Source organism: Bradyrhizobium sp. T-12, assembly GCF_058314695.1.
The window spans coordinates 6,268,042-6,293,058 of the sequence record NZ_CM177756.1 but is presented as its reverse complement, the minus strand read 5'-3'; the positions used below and the strand labels follow the sequence as shown (position 1 = coordinate 6,293,058).

Genomic DNA, 25,017 nt, shown 5'->3' with positions numbered 1-25,017 from the left:
GACGTCCGATCGATGAACCGCCGCCGCTTCATGACCCTGACGGGGTCGACGCTCGCGATGCTCGGGGGCGGGCATGCTTTTGGCCAGACCCAGCAGGGGCGCCTTCGCATCGATCCAACCGAATTCCAGCCAATCCCGATCGCGATCTCCGGCTTTGTGCCGGGCTCGCCCTCCGACGGCGACGTTGGCAATGGCGTCACACAGGTCATCACCAACAACCTGAAACGCTCGGGCCTGTTCGCGCCGATCGACCAGGCCGCCTTCATCGAGCGCATCAGCAACATCGACGTCGCGCCGCAATTCCAGAACTGGAAGACCATCAACGCACAGGCGTTGGTCACAGGCCGGATGACGCGCCAGCCGGACGGCAGGCTCAAGGCCGAATTCCGTCTCTGGGACGTCGTCACCGGCCAGCAACTCGCCGGCCAGCAATATTTCACCTCGCCGGAATATTGGCGCCGGATCGCCCACATCATCTCCGACCAGATCTACGAGCGGATGACCGGCGAGAAGGGTTATTTCGACAGCCGCGTGGTGTTCGTGGACGAAAGCGGCCCGAAGGAGCGCCGCGTCAAGCGGCTCGCGATGATGGACCAGGACGGCGCCAATGTGCGCTATTTGACCCGCGGCTCCGATCTCGTGCTGACGCCGCGCTTCTCGCCGAACTCGCAAGAGATCACCTACATGGAGTTCGGCCAGGGCGATCCGAAAGTCTATCTGTTCAACATCGAGACCGGCCAGCGCGAGATCGTCGGCAACTTCCCCGGCATGACCTTTGCGCCGCGCTTCTCGCCGGACGGCCAGCGCGTCATCATGAGCCTGCAGCAGGGCGGCAATTCCAACCTGTTCGTGATGGATTTGCGCTCGCGCTCGACCACGCGCCTCACCGACACGCCGGCGATCGACACCTCGCCGTCCTACTCGCCGGACGGCACCCGCATCTGTTTCGAGTCCGATCGCGGCGGCCGGTCGCAGATCTACGTGATGGCGGCGGGCGGGGGGCAGGCGCAGCGCATCTCGTTCTCCAAGGACGACACCAACGCCAGCTATTCGACCCCGGTGTGGTCGCCGAAGGGCGATTACATCGCCTTCACCCGGCAAGGCGGCGGGCAGTTCTCGATCGGCGTCATGAAGCCTGATGGCTCTGGCGAGCGGCTGCTCACCTCCGGCTTCCACAATGAAGGTCCGACCTTCTCGCCGAACGGCCGCGTGCTGATGTTCTTCCGCGATCCCGGCGGCAATGGCGGGCCGTCGCTGTACAGCGTCGACATCTCCGGTCGCAACGAGCTCAAGGTGCCGACGCCGGGCTTCGCCTCAGACCCGGCCTGGTCGCCGCTGTTGTCCTCGACGGCAGGTCAATAGACTCGCGCGTTCGCAACGCGCGATTTCTTCGAAGAAAAGTGCATCGATTCTTGGCATTCGGTGAGGAAAGCAATCCTTTCTTCACCTTGCGCCCGGCAAGGCTTGCCCAGTTGCTTGATATTTAAGCGGAAATCGGTTCGCCGTTACCGAAAAACAACTCGACTTTAACGATGTTCCCTCAGAAAGACTTCATATGGCTTGAGTAAAAGTACGCGCCAAACAGGACGCGTAACAAGCCAATGCAACTGGCCGACCAGAAGCAGAGTGATCGAGACGAGCTGGAGCCGATACTCTTCGCCGCTCTCATCAACTCCATGGTGCAGAATTTCTGGGCGATCTTCCTCGGCTCGGCCTCCGCGGCCGTGGCCGCGGTGATGACTGCGTTGAAGACGGGCGACGTCCTTCTGTGGCCGATCGCATTCCTGCTGATCGCCATCGGCACCGCGCGCGCCTTCCAGATGCGCGGATACGAGAACCGCACCCAGCCGCTGTCGTTCGAAGAGGCCAAGCATCTGGAGCCGCGTTACTGGATCGGCGCGCTGAGCTACGCGGCGGTGCTCGGCGTGTGGGCCTTCGTCGTCATCTACAACAACAACGATCCGGTCGCCGACATGCTCTGTGTCGCCATCGGCATCGGCTACACCGCGGGCGGCGCCGCCCGCAATTACGGGCAGCCCCGCGTCATCCAGTGGCACGTCGCGCTGGCCTGCGGTCCGATGTCGCTCGCTCTGCTGCTGCACGGCGGCTTTTATCACATCGGTCTTGCCATCCTGCTCGTGTTCTTTTTCATCGGGCTCAAGAACATCAACCTCAGCCTGCACGCGATCTTCGTCAAGGCGTTGACCTCGAGCTTCCGCGAATCCGCGCTGGCGAGTCAGTTCGACACCGCGCTCAACAACATGCCGCACGGCCTGTGCATGTTCCGCGCCGACGGCCGCCTTGCGGTGATGAACCACCGCTTCGGCGAGCTGATGAGCTTGCCGGAGGATCTCGTCAAGCGCGGCGCCACGGCCGCCGACATCGTGTCGGCTTGCGTTTCCGCCGGATCGATCTCGGCGGAGAGCGGCGACCAGATCCTGGCGGAGATCGAGCATGCGCGGGTTTGCGAGATCGTCACCGCCGATCCGGATTCCTCGCGCGGCCGCACGCTGTCCTGGACGTTCCAGCCGATGTCCCGCGGCGGCACGGTGCTGCTGCTGGAAGACATCACGGAACGCACCAATGCGGAAGCCCGCATCAGCCATCTGGCCCGTTACGACGAGCTCACGGCGCTGCCCAACCGGGTCAGCTTCCATGACGAGATCGAGCGGCTGCTGAAGAATTCGCATCATGCCGAGCGGCTCTCGGCGCTGCTCTTCGTCGACCTCGACCAGTTCAAGCAGGTCAACGACACGCTCGGTCATCCCTGCGGCGACCAGTTGCTTTGCGCCGTCGCCAATCGTCTGCGCGAGATGCTGCGTCCCGACGATTTCGTCGCCCGCTTCGGCGGCGACGAGTTCGTCGTGTTCCAGCAGGACATCGCTTCGCCCGAGGACGCCGCCGCGCTTGCCCGCCGCATCGTCGAGCGGCTGAGCGAGCGCTACCGCATCGACAATCACCTCGTCGAGATCGGCGCCAGCGTCGGCATCGCGCTGACCTCGCCCGAGGGCGTCAGCGCCGACACGCTGCTCAAGAACGCCGACATGGCGTTGTATCGTGCCAAGGCGGATGGCCGCGGCACCTTCTGCTTCTTCCGCGACGAGATGGCTGCGACCGTCGAGGCGCGCCGCATCCTCGAGCTCGATCTGCGCAAGGCGCTCGCCAACGAGGAGTTCGAGCTCTTCTATCAGCCGCTGGTCAACCTGAAGTCCGGCAAGATCACCACCTGTGAGGCGCTGCTGCGCTGGAACCATCCGGTGCGCGGCACGGTCTCGCCGGTCGACATCATTCCGGTCGCCGAGGACATGGGCCTGATCGTCGACCTCGGCCGCTGGATCCTGCGCCGCGCCTGCATGGAATGCATGAAGTGGCCGGAGGGCGTCAGCGTCGCCGTCAACTTCTCGCCGCAGCAATTCCACCAGCGCGACGTCCTGAGCGAAATCCGCTACGCGCTCGAAGTGTCGGGCCTGCCGGCGCATCGGCTGGAGATCGAGATCACCGAGTCCTCGCTGCTGCGCAACACCCAGCTCACCCACGACATCCTGTCGCAATTGCATGCGCTCGGCGTGCGCATCTCGCTCGACGATTTCGGCACCGGCTATTCCAGCCTCAGCTATCTGCACAATTTCCCGATGCAGAAGGTGAAGATCGACCGCTCCTTCCTCGAGGGCATCGACACCGACCGCCCGCTGACGCTGCTGCGCGGCGTGGCGCGGCTATCCGCCGATCTCGGCATGTCCGTCGTGGTCGAGGGCATCGAGACCAACGAGCAGCTCGATCTGATCAGCGCCGACGGCACCGTCTCCGAGGCGCAGGGCTATCTGTTCAGCCGCCCGGTGCCTGCCGTGCGGATGCGCCAGCTGCTCAACGCTTCGCATGGACGGCGCGGCGAAGGCCAGCTTCAGGTCGTCGGCTCGCGCTCTATCGCTTAAGTCCATTTCCCGAAACGTCTCATCATTTCACGCCGTTGCAGGGCCACCGTAGTGCTACGGGGGTTAACCCTAACCCTTCGATTGCTTTGCAAGCTTGTTAAGAAGGTGTTAATAAATTCCCACGCGCGCGCAAGTTGTCTTGCAGGAAAGACCTTCGAATACCGCGGCGTGAGTGTGGGTAAGGGAGTTGGAATGCAGTCCTCAGCCAGATCTGTCATTTCGGCTGTTGGACGAGGAGCAGAACTCCTGACCGACGTCGATTATCACCTTGCGGAAACCGCGGCGGAGAAAGAGGAGATCTACAATCTCCGCTATCGCGCCTATTTGAGGGAAGGCGCCGTCAAGCCGTCTGCGGACCAAAGGGTCACCGACCGCTACGACGAGCTGCCGAACGCGTGGACCTTCGGCGTCTATCTCCATGGCGAGCTCTGCAGCTCGGTGCGCATCAGCGTGCTGACGTCGGAATGGCGCGAATCCACTTCGGCCGACGTCTTCCCGGACATCCTGCTGCCGCGGCTCGACCGCGGCGAGGTCATGATCGACCCGACCCGCTTCGTCGCCGATCCCGACCAGGTCAAGCGGGTTCCGGAATTGCCCTATCTGACGACCCGTCTCGCCTACATGGCCTGCGAGCATTTCAATGCCGATCTCGGCCTCGCCATCGTGCGTTCCGAGCATCAGGCCTTCTACCGGCGGGTCTTCCTGCACGAGACCATCGCCGAGCCGCGGCTGGTTCCCGGCCTCACCAAGCCGTTCGGATTGATGGCGGCGGATTTCCCCACCTTCCGCAAGAAGGTGTTCGAGCGTTATCCGATCATGCGGTCGACCGCTTTCGAGCGGCGGATGCTGTTCGGACGCGGCGGCCAGCGTCAGGTGCCGCAGCGGCCGGTGCTCGTGGCCGACCTGGCGGACGCCGCACACGCCTGAGACCGTGCCGGCCCGGTCCTGGATCCCCACCCAAAATTCCGGCAAAAGGCGGCGTTTTTGCTGACGGGCCCGACTTGCCTTCACCCTCGTGCCACATTTACAACCCATTAACCATGACGGGTGCTTTTCGCTGGTTGGGGGCATTTGACCGGCTGAGGCAAGGTTCCGTCAAGGTTGACGGAACGTTCGCTTAACCAACCCCCTGTAGACCGGACAGCAGTGGACGAACGTGAGCGTGGAGGCTCCGGAATGAAATATCCTATGCGTATCCTCCAGGGATTGAAGCTGGCGGCAGTGGTCGCAATCGCGCTGTCGATGGGCGCCTGCGCCAACAAGAATGCTGCGACGGATGCGATGGCCAATGCGGCGACGCCGGGCAGCCAGCAGGACTTCGTGGTCAATGTCGGCGACCGCGTGTTCTTCGAAAGCGACCAGACCGATCTGACCCCGCAGGCGATCGTGACCCTGGAGAAGCAGGCGCAGTGGCTCCAGAGCTATCCGCGCTACAGCTTCACCATCGAAGGTCACGCCGACGAGCGCGGCACCCGCGAATACAACATCGCGCTCGGCGCTCGTCGTGCCCAGTCGGTGCGGTCGTTCCTCGCCTCGCGCGGCATCGATCCGAACCGCATGCGTACGATCTCCTACGGCAAGGAGCGGCCGGTCGCCGTCTGTAACGACATCTCCTGCTGGTCGCAGAACCGGCGCGCCGTCACCGTGCTGAACGCGAGCTCCTGATGCCGGGACACTGACACTCGGTCAGGCGCCGTTCATCTTCAGAAACCGATCATGCCGGCGCCCTCTCGGGCGCCGGTTTCGTTTCAGCAATCCGTGACCTAAAACCCCGTGGTGCCTGTCACAGTTTTGGCGTACTCCCCTTCAATGTGTGGCGCGTCGCATGTTCCGTCGCAGGCCATTTCGCTTTCGTCGTCAGGGCAAGATGTCATCCAGATTTAAGGTCTTTACCGGCACCGTGGCGATGGCCACGCTGCTCTCTTTGGGCTCGCCTGCATTCGCGCAGACGGACGATGATCCCGAGATGCGGATCGAGCGGCTGGAGAACCAGCTGCGCCAGCTCACCGGCCAGAACGAGGAGCTGCAGTACCGCAACCGCCAGCTCGAAGAGCGGCTGCGGGCGCTCGAAGGCGGCGCGCAGGCCGCACCCGGACAGGCGCCCAATGTCGCGGCCATGCCACCCGCCCACATCGCACCAAATCAGGTCGCGCCGGGCTATCGCCAGCCGCAGCAGCAGGCCGTGCAGCCGAATTACGAGCAGCCGCAGGTCGCATCTCCCGCGCCGATCGTTCAGGAGCAGCCGGCGCCCGGCGCCCCCGGCAAGAGCCGCCGCGGCGATGCGTTCGACCCCGGCCAGAACCCGAATGCGCCCGGCGCGCCGCGCGCGCTCGGCGGCGGCCAGCAGCCGATGTCGGCAGGAGCTCCGGGCGGGCGTAGCGCCGGCGAGCCGCTCGATCTCGCCAACACCAGCCCGCGCTATCAGCCGCAGGCCGCCCCGCCGGCGGCCCAGCCGGGCTATCCGCCGGCCCAGCAAGGCTATCCGCCACAAGCTGGCGCTCCGGCCTTGACCACGCTGCCGCCCTCGGCAACGCCGCGCGACGAGTTCGATCTCGGCATCGGCTACATGCAGCGCAAGGACTATGCGCTCGCCGAGCAGACCATGAAGAACTTCACGCAGAAATATCCCAGCGATCCGCTGCTCGGGGACGCGCAATACTGGCTGGGCGAGAGCTATTTCCAGCGCCAGCAATATCGCGACTCCGCGGAAGCCTTCCTCGCCGTCACCACGAAGTACGAGAAATCGGCCAAGGCGCCGGATGCGCTGCTGCGGCTCGGCCAGTCGCTCGCCGCGCTGAAGGAGAAGGAGGCCGCCTGCGCCGCCTTCGGCGAGGTCGGCCGCAAATATCCGCGCGCTTCCGCCGGCGTCAAAGCCGCCGTCGACCGCGAGCAGAAGCGGGTGAAGTGCTGACGCCTGGGTCCTGACAACGTGGATGGTGCTGCGCTAGATTGTGCCCGCCATTCGCTGGCGATTGCTGGGCAACGTCATGTCAGACGACGACAATTCTCCGATCTCGGCACGCGAGGCGAGGCGGCTCTTCGCCGGCCTGCGAAGCGCGCCGGCGCTGGTGCTCGCCGTCTCAGGCGGGCCCGATTCGGTCGCGCTGATGTGGCTTGCGGCGCGCTGGCAGCGCAGCTTGGCGCGCGCGCCGGTTCTCACCGCCGTCACGATCGATCACGGCCTCCGGCAAGAGGCGGCGCGCGAGGCGCGCGAGGTCAAGCGGCTTGCCACCGAGCTTGGATTGCCGCACCGGACCCTGCGCTGGCGCGGGGCCAAGCCGAAGACGGGAGTGCCGGCCGCCGCGCGCGAAGCGCGCTACCGCCTGCTCGCAGAGGCCGCGCGTGCTCTCGGCGCGAGCCATGTGCTGACCGCCCATACCCGCGACGACCAGGCCGAGACATTGTTGATGCGGCTGCTCCGCGGCAGCGGACTTGCCGGGCTCTCGGCGATGGCGCAGCTGACTGAGCGCGACGGCATCGTGCTGGCGCGCCCGCTGCTCGACGTTCCGAAGGCGCAGCTGATCGCGACCTTGAAGCGGGCCAAGATCGGTTTCGCCGACGACCCCACCAACCGCGACACCGCCTTCACCCGGCCGCGGCTGCGCGCGCTGCTTCCGCTTCTCGCGGCCGAGGGCGGCGATGTCAGGAATCTGGCGCGGCTTGCGACGAGGTTGGCGCGGGCCAATGCGGCGGTCGAGGTGCTGGCCGACGGCGCCGAGCGCTTCCTCCGTTTGCGTGATCGCGGCGAAGCGCCGCAGGTGGGGGTGCGAAGCTTCGAGGCTTCGGCCTTTGCCGCCCTGCCGGACGAGGTCCGGCTGCGGCTCCTGCTGCGGGCCATCAACGCGCTCGGGCATGAAGGTCCTGCGGAACTCGGCAAGGTCGAAACCCTCCTGGCGGCGCTCGATCAGGCCATCGCCGCACCTCCTCGCGCAGCCTCAAATGGCCGGCCAGCCATGAGGCAGACGCTTGCGGGAGCCTTGATCAGCCTCGCTGGCGGGCGTATCCAGATCGCGCCGGCGCCGGCCCGGCGGCGCAAGGGTGCATGAAGGGCCCCGAGGGCCGCATGAAGTCGGATCATGACACCGGCCATTTCGGCCCCGCAGCGTCAGGACACCTTAACCAGGCAGGAAAAACCCCGCCTCAAGCGCCATTATTTCAGCGGGAATCGCTCTAAGATGGGCTAAATAGTCCCATCTCGTTCCCTTGGCAGCGACCGGGGCGGCACCTAAATTGTATGCGTCTAACCGAGAGGATTCCTTGGGGATTTCCTCGTACGGCCCAAAATAACCGCCCGAGGATCAGGCCGCGATCCGCGCGACCACGAAGGAAGATCGATGAACGCCAATCTGCGCAATTTCGCCCTCTGGGTCATCATTGTCTTGCTGCTGTTGGCGTTGTTCACGCTCTTCCAGAATCCGGGTCAGCGAGCCTCCTCGCAGGACATCGCCTTCTCGCAGCTGCTGAGCGAAGTTGACCGCGGCAATGTGCGCGACGTCGTGATCCAGGGGCCTGACATTCACGGCACCTTCACCAACGGCTCCAGCTTCCAGACCTATGCGCCGAACGACCCGACGCTGGTGAAGCGCCTGTATGACAGCAAGGTGCAGATCACCGCGAAGCCGCCCGGCGACAACGTGCCGTGGTTCGTCTCGCTGCTGGTCTCCTGGCTGCCGTTCATCGCGCTGATCGGCGTGTGGATCTTCCTGTCGCGGCAGATGCAGGGCGGCGCCGGCAAGGCGATGGGCTTCGGCAAGTCGCGCGCCAAGATGCTGACCGAAGCGCATGGCCGCGTCACCTTCGAGGACGTCGCCGGCGTGGACGAAGCCAAGCAAGACCTGCAGGAGATCGTCGAATTCCTGCGCGACCCCGGCAAATTCCAGCGCCTCGGCGGCCGCATTCCGCGCGGCGTGCTGCTGGTCGGCCCTCCCGGCACCGGTAAGACCCTGATCGCACGTGCGGTCGCGGGCGAAGCCAACGTGCCGTTCTTCACCATTTCGGGTTCGGACTTCGTCGAGATGTTCGTCGGCGTCGGCGCCTCTCGTGTGCGCGACATGTTCGAGCAGGCCAAGAAGAACGCGCCCTGCATCATCTTCATCGACGAAATCGACGCCGTCGGTCGTCACCGTGGCGCCGGTCTCGGCGGCGGCAATGACGAGCGCGAGCAGACGCTGAACCAGTTGCTGGTCGAGATGGACGGCTTCGAGGCGAACGAGGGCGTGATCCTGATCGCCGCGACCAACCGCCCCGACGTGCTCGATCCCGCGCTGCTGCGTCCGGGCCGCTTCGACCGTCAGGTCGTGGTGCCGAACCCCGACGTCGTCGGCCGCGAGCAGATCCTGAAGGTCCACGTTCGCAAGGTGCCGCTGGCGCCGGATATCAACCTCAAGACCATCGCGCGCGGCACCCCGGGCTTCTCCGGCGCCGACCTGATGAACCTCGTCAACGAAGCCGCGCTCACTGCCGCCCGCCGTAACAAGCGGATGGTGACGCAGGCCGAGTTCGAGGAAGCCAAGGACAAGGTGATGATGGGTGCCGAGCGCAAGTCGCTCGTCATGACCGAGGAAGAGAAGCTGTTGACGGCCTATCACGAGGGCGGCCACGCCATCGTCGGCCTCAACGTGCCCGCGACCGATCCGATCCACAAGGCGACCATCATCCCGCGCGGCCGTGCGCTCGGCATGGTCATGCAGCTCCCCGAGCGCGACAAGCTGTCGATGTCTCTGGAGCAGATGACCTCGCGCCTCGCGATCATGATGGGCGGCCGCGTCGCCGAAGAGCTGATCTTCGGCCGCGAGAAGGTGACCTCGGGCGCCGCCTCCGACATCGAGCAGGCCACGCGCCTCGCCCGCATGATGGTGACGCGCTGGGGCCTGTCGGAAGAGCTCGGCACGGTCTCCTACGGCGAGAACCAGGACGAGGTGTTCCTGGGCATGTCGGTGTCGCGGACGCAGAACGCCTCTGAGGCGACCGTGCAGAAGATCGACTCCGAGATCCGCCGTCTGGTCGAGGAAGGCTACAAGGAAGCAACCCGGATCCTCACCGAGAAGCATGCCGACCTCGAGGCGCTGGCCAAGGGCCTGCTGGAGTTCGAGACGCTGAGCGGCGACGAGATCGTCGATCTGCTCAAGGGCAAGAAGCCGAACCGCGAATCCGTGCTCGAGCCGACCACGCCGCGCGCCTCCGCTGTGCCCCCGGCCGGCAAGTCGCCGCGCCCGCGGCCCGATGCTGATCCCGGCCTGGAGCCGCAGCCGCAGGCGTAATCGCCGGGCGTCATAAGAGATTGAAAAACGCGGCGGAAACGCCGCGTTTTTTGTTGGCTGGCTGCGCATCGCGGGGCGCGAGCGAACTGCCTGAACCGCCTTCGCGGCAAACGCGCGAAACATTAAAGAAGAACTTAACGCTTGCGGCCTATTTTGGCCCGCCATGACTGACCAGGTCGTCCACAGCGCGGTTCAACCGTTCTCGGCACGTGCAGCGCTCCCTTGGGCAGTAGGCCTTTGCGTCTATGCCATGCTGCTGGTGGCGGGGCCGCGGCTGCTTGCCGATCCCGACAGCTATTCTCACATCGAGGTTGGACGCTGGATCATCGCGCACGGCGCCCTGCCGGCGAGCGACCCGTTTTCCTTTTCGATGCGCGGCGCGCCCTGGATCACCTTCGAGTGGTTGTCCGAGGTCATTTACGCCGGAATCTACGCGCTTGCCGGCTGGCCAGGCGTGGTCGCCATCGCGGCCGCGGCGATCGCGCTCGCCTTCGGCCTGTTCACGTCCTTCCTGCTGCGCGAGCTTTCGCCGACCCTGACGCTGCTCATGGTGATGGCGGCCGTCGTCCTGCTGGCGCCGCACATGCTCGCGCGTCCCCATGTCTTCGTGCTGCCGGTGATGGTGACCTGGGCGGCTGCGCTGGTCCGCTGCATGGATCGTGCGGGGCCGCCGCCCTATTGGGCCCTGCCGCTCCTGGTGCTGTGGACCAATCTGCACGGCAGCGTGGTGCTGGCGCTTGGACTGATCGGCCCGGCGGTGCTCGAGGCGCTGCTGCGTGAAGCGCGAAGCGAATGGCCGCGCGTGCTGCTGCGCTGGCTGCCATTCACGGCCCTTGCGGTCGCCGCATCCTGCCTGACGCCGCACGGGCCGGAACCGCTGCTGATGCCGCTGACGACGCTCGGCCTCGGCTCCGCGCTCGCCTGGATCGCGGAATGGCGGCCACAGGATTTCAGCCACATCGGTGGCTTCGAGTTGCTGCTGCTGGGCAGCATCTTCGCGCTCTCGCGCGGCATCACGCTGCCGGTCGTGCGCGCCCTCGTGGTGATCGGCCTGCTGCATTTCGCGCTGGCGCAAATCCGCAATGCGGATCTGCTGGCCATGCTGGCGCCGCTCTATCTGGCGGCTCCGCTGGGCCGGAAGTTCGGCGGACCGGCCGAGGATGATGCAGCGGTCGTCTCGCGCGGCCTGAGCCTGGCTGGGCTCGGTGTTTTGATCGCGATGAGCGGGGTGGCCCTGGCGCGTGACGTCAGGCCGGCTCCATCCGTCGCCCCGCAAGCCGCGATCGCCAAAGCCGACCTTGCCAAGGCGGGGCCTGTGCTCAACGATTATTCCTTCGGCGGCTATTTGATCTTTTCCGGCATTCCCACCTTCATCGATGGTCGCGGCGAACTGTACGGGGGCTCGTTCATCAACCGCTACAATCGCGCGCTGGCGCTGGTCGACCTCGTAGACTTTCTCAAGCTGCTCGACGAATACAAGATCGGCGCGACGCTGCTCGCACCAAGCACGCCGGCGGTCGCCATGCTCGACCGGCTGCCGGAGTGGCAGCGCGTCTACAGCGACGATGTGGCGGTCGTGCACAAGCGGCGGGATACGCCGCAAAAATAGCTCAGGCGGTTCCGAAGGCGGCGTATTGGCCGCCGAGCCACACGCCGCTCAGGGCGCCTTCCAGGCGCCGTGCCGGCTTGCTGTCCCAGGGAAGCAGCAGGAAATGCCGCGCACCGATCTCGCGCAGGCCGCCAGCCGTCATCAACTTTCGGGTCGTGCCGGCACCGAGCAACACCGCGTCCCGGTCGAACTCGCAGCGCGCGACGGCAAGCCGCGTCAGCGGATTGTACGGATTGTGCTCGATCACGCAGACGAGCCCGCCGGGGCGTGCCACCCGGCGCATCTCGGCGATGAACTGCGCCCACTCGGTCGGCACGATATGGTGCATCACGCAGACGGCGGTGACGAGATCGAAGCTGGCATCGGCAAACGGGAAAGTGCGCCCGTCGAACTCCCGGTAGTCGACCCCGTGATTGCGAGCGCGCGCCTGCGCCAGGCTGGCCGAGGAGACGTCGATGCCGCTCAAGCGGCCGACCATGCCGTGCAGCAGCGGATGAAGGCTGCCGACTCCGCAGCCGACGTCCAGCAAGTCGGGCTTCTCGACATCCAGCCGCTGCGCGATCAGATCGCGCAGCAGATCGGCCTTTGCGCGCATGAAGAAATCATGCGGCAGGCCCGAGAAGTCGATCGAGGATTGCACCACGTCACGGTAATTGTCGTGATAGCCGTCGAACAGTTCGGTCATGCGTTGGTCACTCGTTGACGGCGTGGATCGCCGGCGTCGCCGCCGTCTCGTCGCGATCGAAGCCGACGCGGGCCTGCACCACGTAGAGTGGACGGCGCTTCACCTCGGCATGGATCCGACCGACATAGAGCCCCACGATGCCCGTCATCAGCATGTTCATGCCGCACAGCAGCGACACGACGACCATCGTCGAGGACCAGCCGGTGACGAGATGACTGTCCTTGCTGAGCCACAACAGGACGACCCAGCCGCCGTAGAGCAGCGCGAGCCCGGACACCGTCAATCCGCACCAGATCGCAAGCCGCAGGGGCAGATCGGAAAAGCCGAGCGCGGCGTTCACCGCCAGACGGACCATCTTGAACAGCGGGTACTTGGTTTCGCCCGCGGCGCGCTCGAGGCGGTGGAAGGCGACCTCGGCCTGGCGGAAGCCGAGCCAGGCGATCATGCCGCGCACGAAGCGGTCCTGCTCCGGCATCTGCCGCAGCGCCTCGAGCACTTTGCGATCGATCAGGCGGAAGTCGCCGACATCGGCGGGAATCCCGACCGAGGACATCTTGCCGAGCAGCCGGTAGAACAGATGCGCGGTCGCGCGCTTGAAACGGCTTTCGCCCTCGCGCGATAGGCGGCGGGCGTGGACGATGTCGTTGCCCTCCTTCCACTTCGCGATCAATTGCTCGATCACCTCGGGCGGATCCTGCAGATCGGCATCCATGACGATGATCGCGTCACCTTGCGCGGCGTCCATGCCGGCGGTGATGGCGATCTGGTGGCCGAAATTTCGCGACAAGCCGATGTAGCGAAAGCGCGAGTCGCGCGCGGCGAGCGCCTTCAGCACGATCGAGCTGGAGTCGCGGCTGCCGTCGTCGACGAAGATCGCTTCCGCCGGCCCGTCGAGCCGGAACATGACCTGGTCGAGCCGGCGCAACAGGACCGGCAGCACGGCTTCCTCGTTGAACACGGGGATGACGAGGCTGTAGCGGATCGATCTGGAGGTGGCCGCCATGCGAGGGGATTCCGACTGGGTTGCAGGGGCGGAAGTCTATGAGGCGGTGGTTAAGGTCGCCTTGCCGCAACCGTTAAGGGTCTAGCGCCCGGAGCATTGCCGGAGGCGAACAGCGGGGAGGCGGAGCGGGATGGTGAAGGCCGGTTAACCACGCTTGGGCAGCCGCGGCGTCGGTCTAGGGCTTGCGGCGGATCCTGTAGAGAACAAATCGCTCCGAGGTCTCCAAGACCTCCAGCCGATCCGGCAGCGGGTTCGCGGCCGGCGCCCCAAGCATATAGAGGTAGTCGAAGTCGCGGTCCCAGCTGCGGACGAACGGCGGAACGTCCGCCGGCGGCTGGCCTGTCGCGATCGCGGCCAGCAGGCCTGACGGCACCGGTCCGCCATAGGGAATGGCGATATTGCGCATGGCCTCGCGCGGCCGCACGGGCTGCTTGCCCGTTTCAGTGAACAGGTTCGGCACGAACGCATTGGCGTAGTGCACGGCCAACGTCGGCGCATAATACATGGGATACGAGGTGAGGTCGGCGAAGGGCGGGTCTCCATCGTCGACCGTGCTGCCGACCAGGACACGCGAGCCGCGATCGATCTTCTGGAACGAGGCGATGATCGCCGCGTAATCGGCGCGGTAGGGCAGCCACACCGAAAGGACGACGGCGAGATTGAGCAATATGATGCCGCTGATGCCCGCGAGCGACGCCATTTTCCACCGACGGCTCGGCAGCGACAGCGAGCAAAAGGCCGGCAGGATCAGGGCCGCGGCGGGAATCACGCGAAGATCGACGAAGGAGGTTCCGAACAGCTTCGATGGAATGACCAGATAGAGCAGCGCAAAACCGATCGCGAGCCAGGTGCCTGAAGGCTCGAGCCGGAGGATGCCGCGTCGTGCCGCGAAAAACAGCGCGATCATCAGCGCCAGTCCGGTCGCTGCCGCCGTCGTCAGATTGTAGCCGTTCATGATGCGCAGCGGCCAGATCGGCTTGAAGGCAAGGAACCAACTCGTCCCTTCGCTTCCGATCGAGCCTGCGGTGAAATGCATGAGCGCAAACAGCGCCAGCGCCGGGAGCGCCAGCGCGCCAAGCCGTGCGGCCGCGACGGGATAGGCGATCTGCCGTTGGCGAATGCGCGACAACTCGAACAGGCCCAGTGTCGCGCCATAAATGCCGAGCGAAAAGAAATGCGCCACATACAGCGCAGCGACGAAGATCAGATTGGCGAGGAAATGCAGCGGCCATGGGCCTTCTGCCAGCATCAGATAAACGGCGATGCCCCAGAGCGCGAGGCCGAGCCCGAACTCGAAATTCACGAAGCCCCAGCTGAACGGCAGGCAGTAGAGGACAGCGAGCGCAGCGAAGCCGGCAAGCTCGACCCGTCCCTTCCGGACCCATTCGAGCAGCAGCGCGCCTCCGACGATCAGCAATTGGCTCAGCAGCAGAAACAGCCGTGTGGCGCTCTCGACGCTCATCAGCCGCGCCATCTGCGGCACCAGCAGATCCATGCCGAGATTGGGATAGAAGGCCCAGGTCACCTCGTAATGCGGATTGGCATTGGGGGTGCCGCTTTGGCTCAGAATGTACATGCGAGCGAGGTGATTGGGATAATCGACCATCGCGGGAATGGGGGTCATCAGCACCGGAAGAAACGAGACGGCCGCCAGCACCGCAAGAACGATGATCGCGATGGATCGGTCCGAGCCGGGACGCGTGGGGAGTGTCAAGGCCGGCCTGTCGGAAGGAACCATGTCATGGGATCGCTGTGCGGCGCGGATTTCCGAGAGGACCATGCTCGAACAACGTCATGAAGCGCGACGAATGATCATCATGTCGCGCTTCGGTTCGAGCGGGCGGCATTGGACCATGGCGGTCATAACTTCGGGTAAACCGGTAGCGTCATGCCGACTTCATGTCCCGACAATTTAACAGATTGTTTTAGATTTCGATTTACCATCGGCCCACACACGCAATCCGCTCGGTGTTTACGCAGTCGAATTAACTGCGGCGCAATTCTTTGTCTCTACATTCAGTTCCATGGTCGGGCGGCGCTGGGAAGCCGAAAAGACCAGATCAGTTGCAAGCCTCGTGTACTCATTTGGAGCACCTCTATGAAGAACCTCGTTGCGCGTTTCGTGAAGGATGAATCCGGCGCCACCGCCATTGAATACGGACTGATCGCTGCCGGCATCGCGCTGGCGATCATCACCGTCGTCAACAACCTCGGCACCACGCTGAACACCAAGTTCACCGCGATCTCGACCGGCCTGAAGTAAAGCCGGACGACCAGAAGATTTCAGAGAGCCCCGTCCTTGACGGGGCTCTTTTCATTTGGACGAGGCTTGTCAATTCTCCTGGACGAGGCCTGTCAGTCCGCTCGACGCAGCGGGCGCTGCAGACCCATGCAGCGCCCGGCTCCGGCCGAGGTAGAACTTCGCCGCCCAGATCGAAGCCGCTGCGAGACCGACGCCGGCAGCGACGTCGATGATGTAGTGCGCGCCGATCACCGGCGTCGCCGCGATCATTGCCAGGTTGAGCACGGCCGCGATGCCGCCGAGGCCGCGCACCGGCCACAGCGCCCACATGTAGAGCACCCCGGATGCCGCGTGAAAGCTCGGAAACGACACGATTCCGGAGAGAAAGAACAGCCGAAGCTCCTGCAGGCTGCCGTCCCGGAGCGCCAGGATGTCGCGCAGCTGCCCGGCATAGACCTCGGTGTTGATCTCTGGGAAATGCGCGGCCGATAAATGCAGGCCGTAATAGGTTCCGATCGCGGGGACCACGGCCGAGATCGTGATGGTGACCGCGAGCGCGAGGCTCATCGCCAGCATGAATAATTGCAGCCGCACATAGCGCGCCGTCAGTGCCAGCACGACGGGAATGCCGAGCAGCGGAAACTTGATCAGTCCATAGGCGCGCGTGAGGCAGTTCGCGAGCCAGGGGTGATCGTTGACATAGCGCGCGATCGGTTCCGGATCGAGGCCCAGCGCCCGGTCGATCGCCAGCAGCGCCTGGTCCTGCAGCGGCCAGTTCAGCTTGCCCGCGACGTAAGTCAGTGGCCCGATAATGGTGCAGAGCAGGAGGAGCTGTCCGATGGTGCCGAGCGAAAACACCAGCTTCGGATCCGCAAGGTCTCCTTTGACGATCCGGTGCCCATAGACGATCGCGGCCAGTGCCGCGGCGATCGCAACGGTCACGCCAAAGGCGACAGGCTCGAGAGCGAGTCCGGTCAAGGGAAGGCCAAGCGCCAGCAGGGTCCCCATCCCGAGAATCGGAAGCCAGTTGAGTTGGAAAAGCTGCCAGGCGGTCCGGGAGTCCCTGTCGAGCATGGTGTACCGAGATGGAATTACATTGCCTCCGCACAGTTACGGATCTGCATTAAGATCGCGGTAAGAAGTGTGGTTATCGGACTTAGAACCATTGCATGGTACTTTTATCTATGCGTTTACAGCGCCTCTCCCGGGGGCGTCCACGCGTTTGGTCCTTCCGTGATCCGGATTGGAAGGCCAAGCCCATTTTCGAGACTATGATGTTTCGATCTTGGGTAGACCGTACAATTCGGGCCCAAAATTGAGGGCGCGTGACCTAAGGTCGTTCGCGGCCTGCTCGCGCAAGAAAAACGTTGGAGGGCTCGACCTCTATCAGGAATGCGTCGTTGGCGAGACCTGGCACCCCGATCCACGTTGCGCATGGCGGGTTGTCTCCGAACGTTGCCCTGAGCGCGCCACTGATCGCCTCGCCTTCGTGCAGATGATCGTGCTTGATGTAGAGACGGAGTGAGCCGACGTCATTGAGCGTTGCCCCAACCGACGCGAATGCGACAGCCAGATTTTCCAGGCTCTTTTCCAGTTGACGTCCGATGTCACCGGGGCCAACGATCTTTCGATCGGCATCCCAAGCGACCTGGCCAGATATATTTGCAACGTCACCAAACGGTGTCCGGATGATTGCGACCTGTGCAAAGCCATACGGCCGGCTATCAAAGAGTCCTGCAGCAACCTGAATGGATCGGCTCATTGTAGCTCCTTGCTTTTTGGTGCGGGCTGACGGCGTGCGGCAGCATGCTAATAGCCAGCTTTCGGGCGCCGCGTGTGGCGCGTCTTGGCGCCAAGCTCATTGAACGGACGGATCGGATGAGAAGGTGTTTCGCTGCATCGGCTATTTGCATGCTCGTCACTTGCGCATCAGTATCTCACGGCTCCGAGCCACAGCTTTTCGCCTGGCCGGTTGCCTGCGAGTTGGGAACGACCTGCTTCATCCAGAACTACGTCGACCATGATCCCTCGGACAAGGCCTTGGACTTTCGATGCGGGCACCGAACCTATGACGGCCACGACGGCACCGACATCCGGTTACCCGATCTGGACGTTCAGAGAAAAGGCGTCGAGGTCGTTGCTGCCGCTGCGGGGCGCGTCGTGCACACACGCGATGGCATGGATGACGTATCGGTCAAGGTCGTCGGCAAAGCCGCAATCGCCGGCAGGGAATGCGGCAACGGCGCGGTCGTCGAGCATGAGAACGGCTGGAGCACGCAATACTGCCACATGGCCAAAGGCAGTCTCAGATTGAAGCCCGGTGACAGGGTCAGTTCCGGGCAGGCGCTCGGGTTGGTGGGCCTGTCCGGAAACACCGAATTCCCACACCTGCATTTCACGGTGCGGCATGACGGGACGGTTGTGGATCCATTCGCTGAGGGCGCCGGGAAAGGCGAATGCAACTCCGGCCGTTCGCTGTGGCAGCCGACGCTGAACTCCGTTTCGAACTATCCGGCCGCCGGAATCATCAATGTCGGCTTCGCCGATCGAGCAGTGACCATGGACGAGATCGAGACAGGCGAGTTCAAGCGAGCCTTGCCTGGCTCTCATTCGGCCGCCATCGTGGCCTATGTTCGCGCGATCGGACTTCAGGCGGACGACGAGCAAACTCTCGAGCTGAAGTCACCCGAAGGGCAAGTGATCGCGGAGTATCGGGCACCGAAGCTGCCGCGCGACCAGGCCCAATATTTCATCTCGGCCGGAAGGAAGCGCGGAGGCGTCGTCTGGCCGCCTGGCACCTATAGGGCAACTTACGTTCTTCGCCGAAAAGCTGCCGAGATCGAGCGGCGGTCCTTTCAGATGGACATCGCGCCATAGCATCGCGTCTCGCGAAGCCGGCCATCGCACAGGCGGCATTTCTGCTCCCTTTCGGTAAGCAGGAATCCGCGGCGAGGTGGAGCGAGCACGCCCTGATCAGCCTCCGCAACCAGGGTTGGCGCTTCAGTCCGGTCGCCGTGACGCTCCACGCATTTCCCATCTTGTCATCTACCCTGAATAGTTGTTCAGTCCTTGCGGGGCGATTTGCATCTTTGACGTGACGAAGCGTTCGGCCGCAGGGCGTGCGGCACGCGTGTGGGACAGGAAGCGCGCCATGGTTTATCGGCGGACGCATCAAGTGGTGAAGCGCCTTGCGGCGCGGCGCAGTGCGATTCTGGCGGCGGCGCGGGAGACCGCGGCGGAAGGCGGGATGGCGGCGGTGCAGATCGCGCCGGTCGCGGTCCGGGCCAATGTGGCGGCCGGCACGGTCTACCGCTACTTCCCCTCCAAGGCCGAGCTGATCTCTGAACTCATCGCCGAGGTCTCCCGCGACGAACTCGCTGCGATCCGCCGGGCGGCCGATGCGGCGCCGGGGCCGTCATCGGCCTTGGCCGCGGCCGTGACCACCGTGGCGGTCCATACCCTGTCGCAGCGCCGGCTCGCCTGGGGCATCCTGGCCGAGCCCGTCGATGTCGATGTCAGCGCCTCGCGCCTGGCCAGCCGGCGCGAGATCGCGGGCGAGATTGCTGGGCGGATCGACGCTGCGGTGCGGGCAGGTCACCTGCCGGCGCAGGACACCGCGCTCGCCGCCACCGCGTTGCTCGGTGCGCTACACGAGGCGCTGGTTGGGCCGCTCGCGCCCGACAATCTCGATGATCCCGTCAAGATGCGCGATGCGGTGCAGACCGTGACGCTGCTGGCGCTGCGCGCGGTCGGCGTCATGGACGCCCGCGCCCGTGGTCTGGTGGTGCAGCAGACGCTGCTGCCGGCGACGAAAGCGCTGGTTGGCGCGTAAGAACCGCCGCGCGACCGGGGCGGCGGCCTGATCCCGCTTAGGTCGTTGAGCGGGAAAGCCTTTTCGTCAGATCGCAGCAAGCTCGCCGGACCCTCCGGCTACTGTGCATGGGGTTGTTCTTCGATATTTGTGTTGGAGGGGTGCCGGCAACCTACATGTTCGCGTCGCCTTCGGGGCCGACCGAGGCGATGCGTACCATGTTGGTGGTGCCGGGAATGCCGAGCGGCACGCCGGCGACGATGAGCACGCGCTGGCCGGCACGGACGAAGCCGTCACGGAACGCGATCTGGCCGGCACGGCTGACCATGTCGTCCTGATCGCGGGCATCCTCAGCGACCACGCAGTGCACGCCCCAAGTGACGGCGAGCCGCCGTCCTGCCGTGATGTTCGGCGTGATCGCCACGATCGGCGGCTTCGGCCGTTCGCGCGCCACGCGCACTGCGGTCGAGCCCGACGAGGTCCAGCAGATCAAGGCGGGCAGGTCGAGGGTCTCGGCGATCTGCCGCGCCGCATCCGCGATCGCATCGCCCACGGTCGCTTCCGGCGCCGGGCGCTGGGCCATGATCACCGAGCGGTAGGTCGGGTCGCGTTCGACCTCCTCGCCGATGCGGTTCATGGTCGAGACCGCCTCGACCGGGAATTTGCCGGCCGCCGATTCCGCCGACAGCATGATGGCGTCGGCGCCCTCATAGACCGCCGTTGCGACGTCCGAGACTTCAGCGCGGGTCGGGACCGGCGACTGGATCATCGATTCCAGCATCTGGGTCGCAATCACCACGGGCTTGCCGGCGCGGCGCGCCATCCGCGTCATCTGCTTCTGCAGGCTCGGCACGCGCTCGAGCGGCAGCTCCACGCCGAGGTCGCCGCGCGCCACCATCAGCGCGTCGGAGGCCTCGATGATGTCGGCGAGGCGGTCGATCGCCTGCGGCTTCTCGATCTTGGCCATGACGGCGGCGCGGCCCCGGATCATCTTCTTGGCTTCGAGCACGTCGTCGGCGCGCTGCACGAAGGACAGCGCGATCCAGTCGATTCCGGTGACGAGCGCCGCCTCGAGGTCGGCGCGATCCTTCGGCGTCATGGCGGAGACCGGCAAGTCGGTGTCGGGCAGGCTGACGCCCTTGCGGTCGCTCATCTTGCCGCCGACCACGACACGCGTCACCGCGTGCTCCTTCGAGGTCTCCTCTGCGATCAGGCGCACCTTGCCGTCGTCGAGCAGCAGCGCATGGCCCGGCCTGAGCGCGGCCAGGATCTCCGGATGCGGCAGGTGGACGCGCGTGGCATCGCCGGGCGTCTTGTTGGAATCGAGCGTGAAGGTCTGGCCGTTCTGGAGCTGCACCGAGCCTTCGGCGAAGGCACCCAATCTGAGCTTCGGGCCCTGCAGGTCGACCAGGATGCCGATCGGCCGGCCGTAGCTCGACTCGACGTTGCGGATCGTCGCCACCAGCTCCCGCATCTTGTCATGCGGGGTGTGGCTCATGTTGATGCGAAACAGGTCGGCGCCGGCCTCGAACAGGCGGCGGATCATCGCGAGATCTGAAGAGGCCGGTCCCAGGGTCGCGAGAATCTTGATACGGCGAAGACGCCTCATGGCTTATTTCCAGACTGGGGTGGCAGGCCGGGCGAGCCCGGGGGCGTAGCACCGGGCGGGCTGGTGGGCAAACCCGGAACCCCGCCTGGGCCAACCGGACCGGGCAGGCCAGGTACGCGTTGCTGCGCCGGCTGTTCGTTGGCGTCGGTCAGTTGCACCGTCCACGCCCGCTGCTCCCCGGTGTCGACCTCGAAATAGCCGGTCCGGTCGTAGCCGCGCGCGAGGCAATCCTCGGTGCCGCGGATGGTGAACTCCTTGTCGCGGGAGCACATGAAGGCCTGCCCCGACCACTCGCCGCCGCGATCATAGTCGATCGCGTAGATGTAATAGTAACGGGCGACCAGCGTTCCCCGCAGCAGGGTCTCGCAGGAGCGCGACGAGATGTTCCACCAGCCCTCGGTGGTCCAGCCCTCGGCGTCCTTGTAGCCGAGGGCAATGCCGACCCGGCTCGATGTGTTGTTGCAGAGCCGGAAATCGGCCGAGGCCGGGCTGGCGCCAAGGCATAGCCAGGCGACCATCAGCACCGGGACCAACCGGGCGAGCAGGCGAAGCGGGGAGCGGGGAGATTCGGCAATCATTGTCGCGGTAGCTATACCAGATCATTGACGATTTGGCGTAGGGCCGGGGAACCGCCACGAATGAGCGGCAACCCGGCTTTGGACCGGTCTGCGCCGGGATATGGCAAAATCTGTGACAGGCCCCAATTGATCCCGTAAGGGTGACCCCCATCGGGGTCAGGCCCAAAGGATACCGGGGATACAGCCATGGCAATCGACGACAAAACCAGAACCGAGCTCGAGGCGGCCGCTTTCCGGCGTCTGGTCGATCATCTCAGGACCCGGACCGACGTCCAGAACATCGACCTGATGAATCTGGCGGGCTTCTGCCGCAACTGCCTGTCCAACTGGCTCAAGGAAGCTGCCGACGCCCAAGGTGTCGCCTTGAGCAAGGACGAGAGCCGTGAGGCCGTCTACGGCATGCCCTACGAGACCTGGAAGTCGAAACATCAGGGCGCGGCCACGCCCGAGCAGCTCGAGACCATGAAGAAGGTCCATCCCCACGGCCACGGGCATTGAGTTCGCGCAAGCCTTGAGTCGCACCGCACAACAGCTTTCTTCGCCTCGCCGCAGGAAGGTGTGGGCGCGCTGTGGACGAGCGCGATGCTGCCTTGAACGCGACCGGCGCCAACCCTAAGGGTTCTGCCAGCACGCGCGGTGAGGGATGCCGGCGTCACCTCGTTTTGCCAGTTCCATTTGGAGTACCAAGATGGCCACCACCGCCGCCGTCCGCGATGACGAGCCCGCGACGAAATTTGCCAAGGACCAGCTCAAATCCATCATCGAGCGCATCGAGCGGCTGGAGGAAGAGAAGAAGGCGATCTCCGACGACATCCGCGACGTCTATGCCGAGAGCAAGGGCAATGGCTACGACGTCAAGGCGTTGCGCACCATCGTGCGCCTGCGCAAGCAGGACCCCAATGAGCGCGCCGAGGCCGAGACGATTCTCGAGACCTACATGCAGGCGCTGGGGATGATCTGAGGCGCTCGCGCTTCAAACGTCGCTGCCGTAGCCCGGATGGAGCGCAAGCGGAATCCGGGTTCTGGCAGGGCAGGACGCATTCCCCGGGATGACGCTTTCGCTCCGTCCGGGCTACAAGGCTGGCGTGTTGCCCTTCCTTTGTGAACGGAGACCGCCGTGACTGCGCCACCGCTGCCGCGCGAATTGAACCGTGCCTTCGGCGCTCTGCCGGCACCGATCGGCAAGCGGCTGCTGCAGGTGCGCGACCTGATCTTCGCGACTGCCGCTGCGGACGAGCATGTCGGCCGCCTTACCGAGACCCTGAAATGGGGCGAGCCGGCTTATCTGACCGATGAGACCGGCAGCGGACCGACGATCCGGCTTGGCCGCGTCAAGGACTCCGACGCCGCCGCCATCCTCTTCAACTGCAAGACGACCCTGATCGACACGTTCCGCGAACGCTTTCCCGATCAGTTCGAATATCGGCAAACCAGGGCGCTGTTGTTGCCGGTGTCGGGCAAGCTGCTGACGCGGGAGCTATCGATCTGTCTGTCGCTGGCGCTGACCTATCATCGGGATCGGCGGGGCAAGCAGGCGCGGTAGCACCACCTGTAGCCCGGATGGAGCGCAGCGAAATCCGGGGCCGTCGTTGCATGCGGCATGATTCCCGGATTGCGCTTCGCTCCGGTCTACGAGAGTGAAATTCTGGAAACAGCAGCGGCGCTCAGCGCAGCGCGGCGGTCCGCACGACGAACGACGTCGTCTGGAGCTTTGCGGTGGCGCTGCCGGAGAAGGTCTCGCAGGACAGCCCCTGCATCGGATCGTCGGCAAAGCCCATCGCGACCACGGCCCGCGGCTTGACGAAATAGGCGCGCAGCGCCGCGGTATCGAGCTCGCCCATCAGCGTGACCGACATCGCACGGCTGGCGCTCGGCGACAGCATCACGATCTTGAGCCAGACGCTCTCGCCCTTGGCGGCAGAGAGGCGCGTCGCGGTCGCGACCATGCCGTCGGTGCTCTTGCCGACCACGGTGTTGATCTCCGTCGCCTGGGCGAGGCTGCGCGAGGCGGGGCGGGCGGAGCGCGGGATCGGCGCCGAGGCGGCAACGACATTGGCGCGGTCAACCGGGGAGGCCGCGGGCGCGAAAGCCAGCGCCTGCAGGGCCGCGTTGGACACGCTCGCGGTGGCCTGCGGATCGGTGGCGGCGGCAAGGGCCTGGCGGGCCTTCAGCGCAGCGACCTGCGCCGGCGTTGCCTGCTGCGGCGCGGCCGGGACGTCATCCCAGAAGCCGCGGGCATTGATGATGTCGGCCGGCGTCTCCGGCTTGCCGTCAGCAGATTTGCCGGCAGCGGGCTTGTCAGCCACCGGCGCGGGCTTCGGCTTGGGCGGGGCAACGAGCTGCGCATCGGCCGAGGCGAGCTGGATCGCGGCCATTTGCGGCTTGGCTCGCGGCGTCGGCACCGGTTCGGCGGGCTTGGCTGCGGCTGCGACGACGGTGGGGGCTGCCGGCTTCGCGGCCGGGGCGGGCGCGCCCTCGTCATCCTCATCGCTGCTGGCAGCCGGAGCTGCCGATTTGCCCCTGAACAGGGCGGCGAAGAAGTTCGGCTTGCTGCTGCTGGAATCGTCGCCGTTGCCGCGGCGCTCGATCTCGGCCTTGGCGAGCTCATAGCCCTTCAGCGGCGTGCCGTCGGTGGGCAGATGCACCGTCTTGCCGTCCGGGAAGACGCGGGCGAGTTGGTCATGCGTCATGCGCGGCCAGTGCCGGATGCTGCCGGTGTCCAGATGCACGAAGGGCGAGCCTGAGGTCGGATAGAAGCCGACGCCGCCGCGCTGCAGGCGCAAGCCGGCGAAGCGGATCTGCTCCAGCGGCACGCCCGGAATGTAGAAGTCCATCGCATGTCCCAGCATGTGCTGGCTGAAGCGCGCCACCCCGGAGGAGCGGCGGCGGAGCATGGCGTTGGTGGCGGGGGAGCGGTAGGACGAGATGATCTGGATCGGCTGCTTGGCGTCGACGTCGCGATAGACTTCCCAGAGGATGTCGAATAGGCGGCGGTCCATGACCGTCTCGTCCTGGGTGCGCCAGTCGCGCAGGAAGTGGTTGAGCTGCTTCAGCGCCGCTTCGTCATAACGGCCGTCGCGCTTGAAGGTGACGGTGAGGTCTTCGCCGGAATGGGTGTGGTGGAAGGAGAGCGTCTTGGTCTCGTTCAGCGCGGCCGCGTTATGAACCGATCCCGCGGCAGCAAGCAGCAACGCGGCAGCGAGGCCGATGCGCGAACCGGCCTTCACTCCCGCATGGGACAACGACAGCACAGCGAATTGGCGTGCGAGACCAGTCAGCACGTATGAG

Annotated in this window: 22 protein-coding genes; 14 read left to right on the top strand and 8 right to left on the bottom strand. The window is 65.2% G+C overall.

Going from position 1 to position 25,017, the window contains the following annotated elements; all coding sequences use genetic code 11:
• The first annotated feature begins 12 nt into the window (after positions 1–12).
• The 8 genes from tolB to AC0WRY_RS29980 all read left to right on the top strand — a co-directional run bounded on the left by tolB (position 13) and on the right by AC0WRY_RS29980 (position 11,801).
• Positions 13–1,362, top strand: a complete 1,350-nt coding sequence (gene tolB / locus AC0WRY_RS30015) for a Tol-Pal system beta propeller repeat protein TolB (protein WP_194408453.1) — start codon at positions 13–15, stop codon at positions 1,360–1,362.
• 239 nt (positions 1,363–1,601) lie between these two features.
• Positions 1,602–3,932 (top strand): EAL domain-containing protein, encoded by a 2,331-nt coding sequence (locus AC0WRY_RS30010; protein ID WP_211415962.1) that lies wholly within the window; start codon positions 1,602–1,604, stop codon positions 3,930–3,932.
• 192 nt (positions 3,933–4,124) lie between these two features.
• A complete protein-coding gene (locus AC0WRY_RS30005; RefSeq protein ID WP_194404339.1) occupies positions 4,125–4,859 on the top strand; it encodes an N-acyl amino acid synthase FeeM domain-containing protein in 735 nt (244 codons plus the stop codon).
• 249 nt (positions 4,860–5,108) lie between these two features.
• On the top strand, positions 5,109–5,597 hold the full coding sequence (gene pal / locus AC0WRY_RS30000) for a peptidoglycan-associated lipoprotein Pal (protein ID WP_151647458.1): 489 nt from the start codon (positions 5,109–5,111) through the stop codon (positions 5,595–5,597).
• 202 nt (positions 5,598–5,799) lie between these two features.
• A complete protein-coding gene (gene ybgF, locus AC0WRY_RS29995; RefSeq protein WP_211415963.1) occupies positions 5,800–6,843 on the top strand; it encodes a tol-pal system protein YbgF in 1,044 nt (347 codons plus the stop codon).
• 76 nt (positions 6,844–6,919) lie between these two features.
• A complete protein-coding gene (tilS, locus tag AC0WRY_RS29990) occupies positions 6,920–7,978 on the top strand; it encodes a tRNA lysidine(34) synthetase TilS (RefSeq protein ID WP_212067405.1) in 1,059 nt (352 codons plus the stop codon).
• A gap of 288 nt (positions 7,979–8,266) precedes the next feature.
• Positions 8,267–10,192 carry an ATP-dependent zinc metalloprotease FtsH gene (ftsH, locus tag AC0WRY_RS29985; RefSeq protein WP_097659839.1) on the top strand — a complete coding sequence of 642 codons (1,926 nt, stop codon included), beginning with the start codon at positions 8,267–8,269 and terminating at the stop codon, positions 10,190–10,192.
• 163 nt (positions 10,193–10,355) lie between these two features.
• Entirely contained in the window at positions 10,356–11,801 is a 1,446-nt protein-coding gene (locus AC0WRY_RS29980; protein WP_211415965.1) for a hypothetical protein, read from the top strand.
• A 1-nt stretch (position 11,802) separates the two neighbouring features.
• On the opposite strand, the gene AC0WRY_RS29975 is transcribed toward AC0WRY_RS29980, so the two are convergent.
• From AC0WRY_RS29975 to AC0WRY_RS29965, 3 genes are all read right to left on the bottom strand, one after another.
• Positions 11,803–12,486 carry a class I SAM-dependent methyltransferase gene (locus AC0WRY_RS29975; protein ID WP_211415966.1) on the bottom strand — a complete coding sequence of 228 codons (684 nt, stop codon included), beginning with the start codon at positions 12,484–12,486 and terminating at the stop codon, positions 11,803–11,805.
• Between the two features lie 7 nt (positions 12,487–12,493).
• Positions 12,494–13,489 carry a glycosyltransferase family 2 protein gene (locus AC0WRY_RS29970; RefSeq protein ID WP_194404334.1) on the bottom strand — a complete coding sequence of 332 codons (996 nt, stop codon included), beginning with the start codon at positions 13,487–13,489 and terminating at the stop codon, positions 12,494–12,496.
• 175 nt (positions 13,490–13,664) lie between these two features.
• A complete protein-coding gene (locus AC0WRY_RS29965; protein ID WP_491122169.1) occupies positions 13,665–15,227 on the bottom strand; it encodes a hypothetical protein in 1,563 nt (520 codons plus the stop codon).
• A gap of 360 nt (positions 15,228–15,587) precedes the next feature.
• Here AC0WRY_RS29965 and AC0WRY_RS29960 point away from each other — a divergent pair, with 360 nt between their 5' ends.
• Positions 15,588–15,752, top strand: coding sequence for a Flp family type IVb pilin (locus tag AC0WRY_RS29960; protein ID WP_194404332.1), 165 nt, complete (start codon positions 15,588–15,590; stop codon positions 15,750–15,752).
• 69 nt (positions 15,753–15,821) lie between these two features.
• Here AC0WRY_RS29960 and AC0WRY_RS29955 read toward each other — a convergent pair whose 3' ends face one another.
• Together AC0WRY_RS29955 and AC0WRY_RS29950 are read right to left on the bottom strand one after the other, a co-directional pair.
• Positions 15,822–16,739: a phosphatase PAP2 family protein gene (locus AC0WRY_RS29955; RefSeq protein ID WP_249131871.1), complete on the bottom strand. Its 918-nt coding sequence runs from the start codon at positions 16,737–16,739 to the stop codon at positions 15,822–15,824.
• A 322-nt stretch (positions 16,740–17,061) separates the two neighbouring features.
• Positions 17,062–17,493, bottom strand: coding sequence for a RidA family protein (locus AC0WRY_RS29950; protein WP_491122168.1), 432 nt, complete (start codon positions 17,491–17,493; stop codon positions 17,062–17,064).
• 149 nt (positions 17,494–17,642) lie between these two features.
• Here AC0WRY_RS29950 and AC0WRY_RS29945 point away from each other — a divergent pair, with 149 nt between their 5' ends.
• Together AC0WRY_RS29945 and AC0WRY_RS29940 are read left to right on the top strand one after the other, a co-directional pair.
• Positions 17,643–18,608: a M23 family metallopeptidase gene (locus tag AC0WRY_RS29945; RefSeq protein ID WP_491122167.1), complete on the top strand. Its 966-nt coding sequence runs from the start codon at positions 17,643–17,645 to the stop codon at positions 18,606–18,608.
• 274 nt (positions 18,609–18,882) lie between these two features.
• Positions 18,883–19,563 (top strand): TetR/AcrR family transcriptional regulator, encoded by a 681-nt coding sequence (locus AC0WRY_RS29940; RefSeq protein ID WP_194404328.1) that lies wholly within the window; start codon positions 18,883–18,885, stop codon positions 19,561–19,563.
• Between the two features lie 151 nt (positions 19,564–19,714).
• On the opposite strand, the gene pyk is transcribed toward AC0WRY_RS29940, so the two are convergent.
• Complete coding sequence (pyk, locus tag AC0WRY_RS29935; RefSeq protein WP_211415971.1) at positions 19,715–21,151, bottom strand: pyruvate kinase; 1,437 nt, start codon at positions 21,149–21,151, stop codon at positions 19,715–19,717.
• Positions 21,148–21,729, bottom strand: a complete 582-nt coding sequence (locus AC0WRY_RS29930) for a DUF1036 domain-containing protein (protein WP_194404326.1) — start codon at positions 21,727–21,729, stop codon at positions 21,148–21,150. Before AC0WRY_RS29930 ends, pyk begins: the two co-directional genes overlap by 4 nt.
• 186 nt (positions 21,730–21,915) lie before the next feature.
• Here AC0WRY_RS29930 and AC0WRY_RS29925 point away from each other — a divergent pair, with 186 nt between their 5' ends.
• From AC0WRY_RS29925 to AC0WRY_RS29915, 3 genes are all read left to right on the top strand, one after another.
• Positions 21,916–22,227 (top strand): DUF1244 domain-containing protein, encoded by a 312-nt coding sequence (locus AC0WRY_RS29925; protein ID WP_491122166.1) that lies wholly within the window; start codon positions 21,916–21,918, stop codon positions 22,225–22,227.
• 190 nt (positions 22,228–22,417) lie between these two features.
• Complete coding sequence (locus AC0WRY_RS29920) at positions 22,418–22,690, top strand: DUF2312 domain-containing protein (protein WP_142250883.1); 273 nt, start codon at positions 22,418–22,420, stop codon at positions 22,688–22,690.
• Positions 22,691–22,846: 156 nt separating this feature from the next.
• Positions 22,847–23,272: a DUF1801 domain-containing protein gene (locus AC0WRY_RS29915; RefSeq protein WP_491122165.1), complete on the top strand. Its 426-nt coding sequence runs from the start codon at positions 22,847–22,849 to the stop codon at positions 23,270–23,272.
• A gap of 121 nt (positions 23,273–23,393) precedes the next feature.
• Here the strand turns inward: AC0WRY_RS29915 and mepK are convergent, their stop codons facing one another.
• Positions 23,394–25,010, bottom strand: coding sequence for a peptidoglycan L,D-endopeptidase MepK (gene mepK / locus AC0WRY_RS29910; RefSeq protein WP_491122164.1), 1,617 nt, complete (start codon positions 25,008–25,010; stop codon positions 23,394–23,396).
• Positions 25,011–25,017: the final 7 nt, after the last annotated feature.

Bases quoted from the DNA above. Each gene is read 5' to 3' on its own strand.
- tolB (WP_194408453.1), top strand. From the start codon at position 13: ATGAACCGCCGCCGCTTCATGACCCTGACGGGGTCGACGCTCGCGATG.
- AC0WRY_RS30010 (WP_211415962.1), top strand. From the start codon at position 1,602: ATGCAACTGGCCGACCAGAAGCAGAGTGATCGAGACGAGCTGGAGCCG.
- AC0WRY_RS30005 (WP_194404339.1), top strand. From the start codon at position 4,125: ATGCAGTCCTCAGCCAGATCTGTCATTTCGGCTGTTGGACGAGGAGCA.
- pal (WP_151647458.1), top strand. From the start codon at position 5,109: ATGAAATATCCTATGCGTATCCTCCAGGGATTGAAGCTGGCGGCAGTG.
- ybgF (WP_211415963.1), top strand. From the start codon at position 5,800: ATGTCATCCAGATTTAAGGTCTTTACCGGCACCGTGGCGATGGCCACG.
- tilS (WP_212067405.1), top strand. From the start codon at position 6,920: ATGTCAGACGACGACAATTCTCCGATCTCGGCACGCGAGGCGAGGCGG.
- ftsH (WP_097659839.1), top strand. From the start codon at position 8,267: ATGAACGCCAATCTGCGCAATTTCGCCCTCTGGGTCATCATTGTCTTG.
- AC0WRY_RS29980 (WP_211415965.1), top strand. From the start codon at position 10,356: ATGACTGACCAGGTCGTCCACAGCGCGGTTCAACCGTTCTCGGCACGT.
- AC0WRY_RS29975 (WP_211415966.1), bottom strand. From the start codon at position 12,486: ATGACCGAACTGTTCGACGGCTATCACGACAATTACCGTGACGTGGTG.
- AC0WRY_RS29970 (WP_194404334.1), bottom strand. From the start codon at position 13,489: ATGGCGGCCACCTCCAGATCGATCCGCTACAGCCTCGTCATCCCCGTG.
- AC0WRY_RS29965 (WP_491122169.1), bottom strand. From the start codon at position 15,227: ATGGTTCCTTCCGACAGGCCGGCCTTGACACTCCCCACGCGTCCCGGC.
- AC0WRY_RS29960 (WP_194404332.1), top strand. From the start codon at position 15,588: ATGAAGAACCTCGTTGCGCGTTTCGTGAAGGATGAATCCGGCGCCACC.
- AC0WRY_RS29955 (WP_249131871.1), bottom strand. From the start codon at position 16,739: ATGGGGACCCTGCTGGCGCTTGGCCTTCCCTTGACCGGACTCGCTCTC.
- AC0WRY_RS29950 (WP_491122168.1), bottom strand. From the start codon at position 17,493: ATGAGCCGATCCATTCAGGTTGCTGCAGGACTCTTTGATAGCCGGCCG.
- AC0WRY_RS29945 (WP_491122167.1), top strand. From the start codon at position 17,643: ATGCTCGTCACTTGCGCATCAGTATCTCACGGCTCCGAGCCACAGCTT.
- AC0WRY_RS29940 (WP_194404328.1), top strand. From the start codon at position 18,883: ATGGTTTATCGGCGGACGCATCAAGTGGTGAAGCGCCTTGCGGCGCGG.
- pyk (WP_211415971.1), bottom strand. From the start codon at position 21,151: ATGAGGCGTCTTCGCCGTATCAAGATTCTCGCGACCCTGGGACCGGCC.
- AC0WRY_RS29930 (WP_194404326.1), bottom strand. From the start codon at position 21,729: ATGATTGCCGAATCTCCCCGCTCCCCGCTTCGCCTGCTCGCCCGGTTG.
- AC0WRY_RS29925 (WP_491122166.1), top strand. From the start codon at position 21,916: ATGGCAATCGACGACAAAACCAGAACCGAGCTCGAGGCGGCCGCTTTC.
- AC0WRY_RS29920 (WP_142250883.1), top strand. From the start codon at position 22,418: ATGGCCACCACCGCCGCCGTCCGCGATGACGAGCCCGCGACGAAATTT.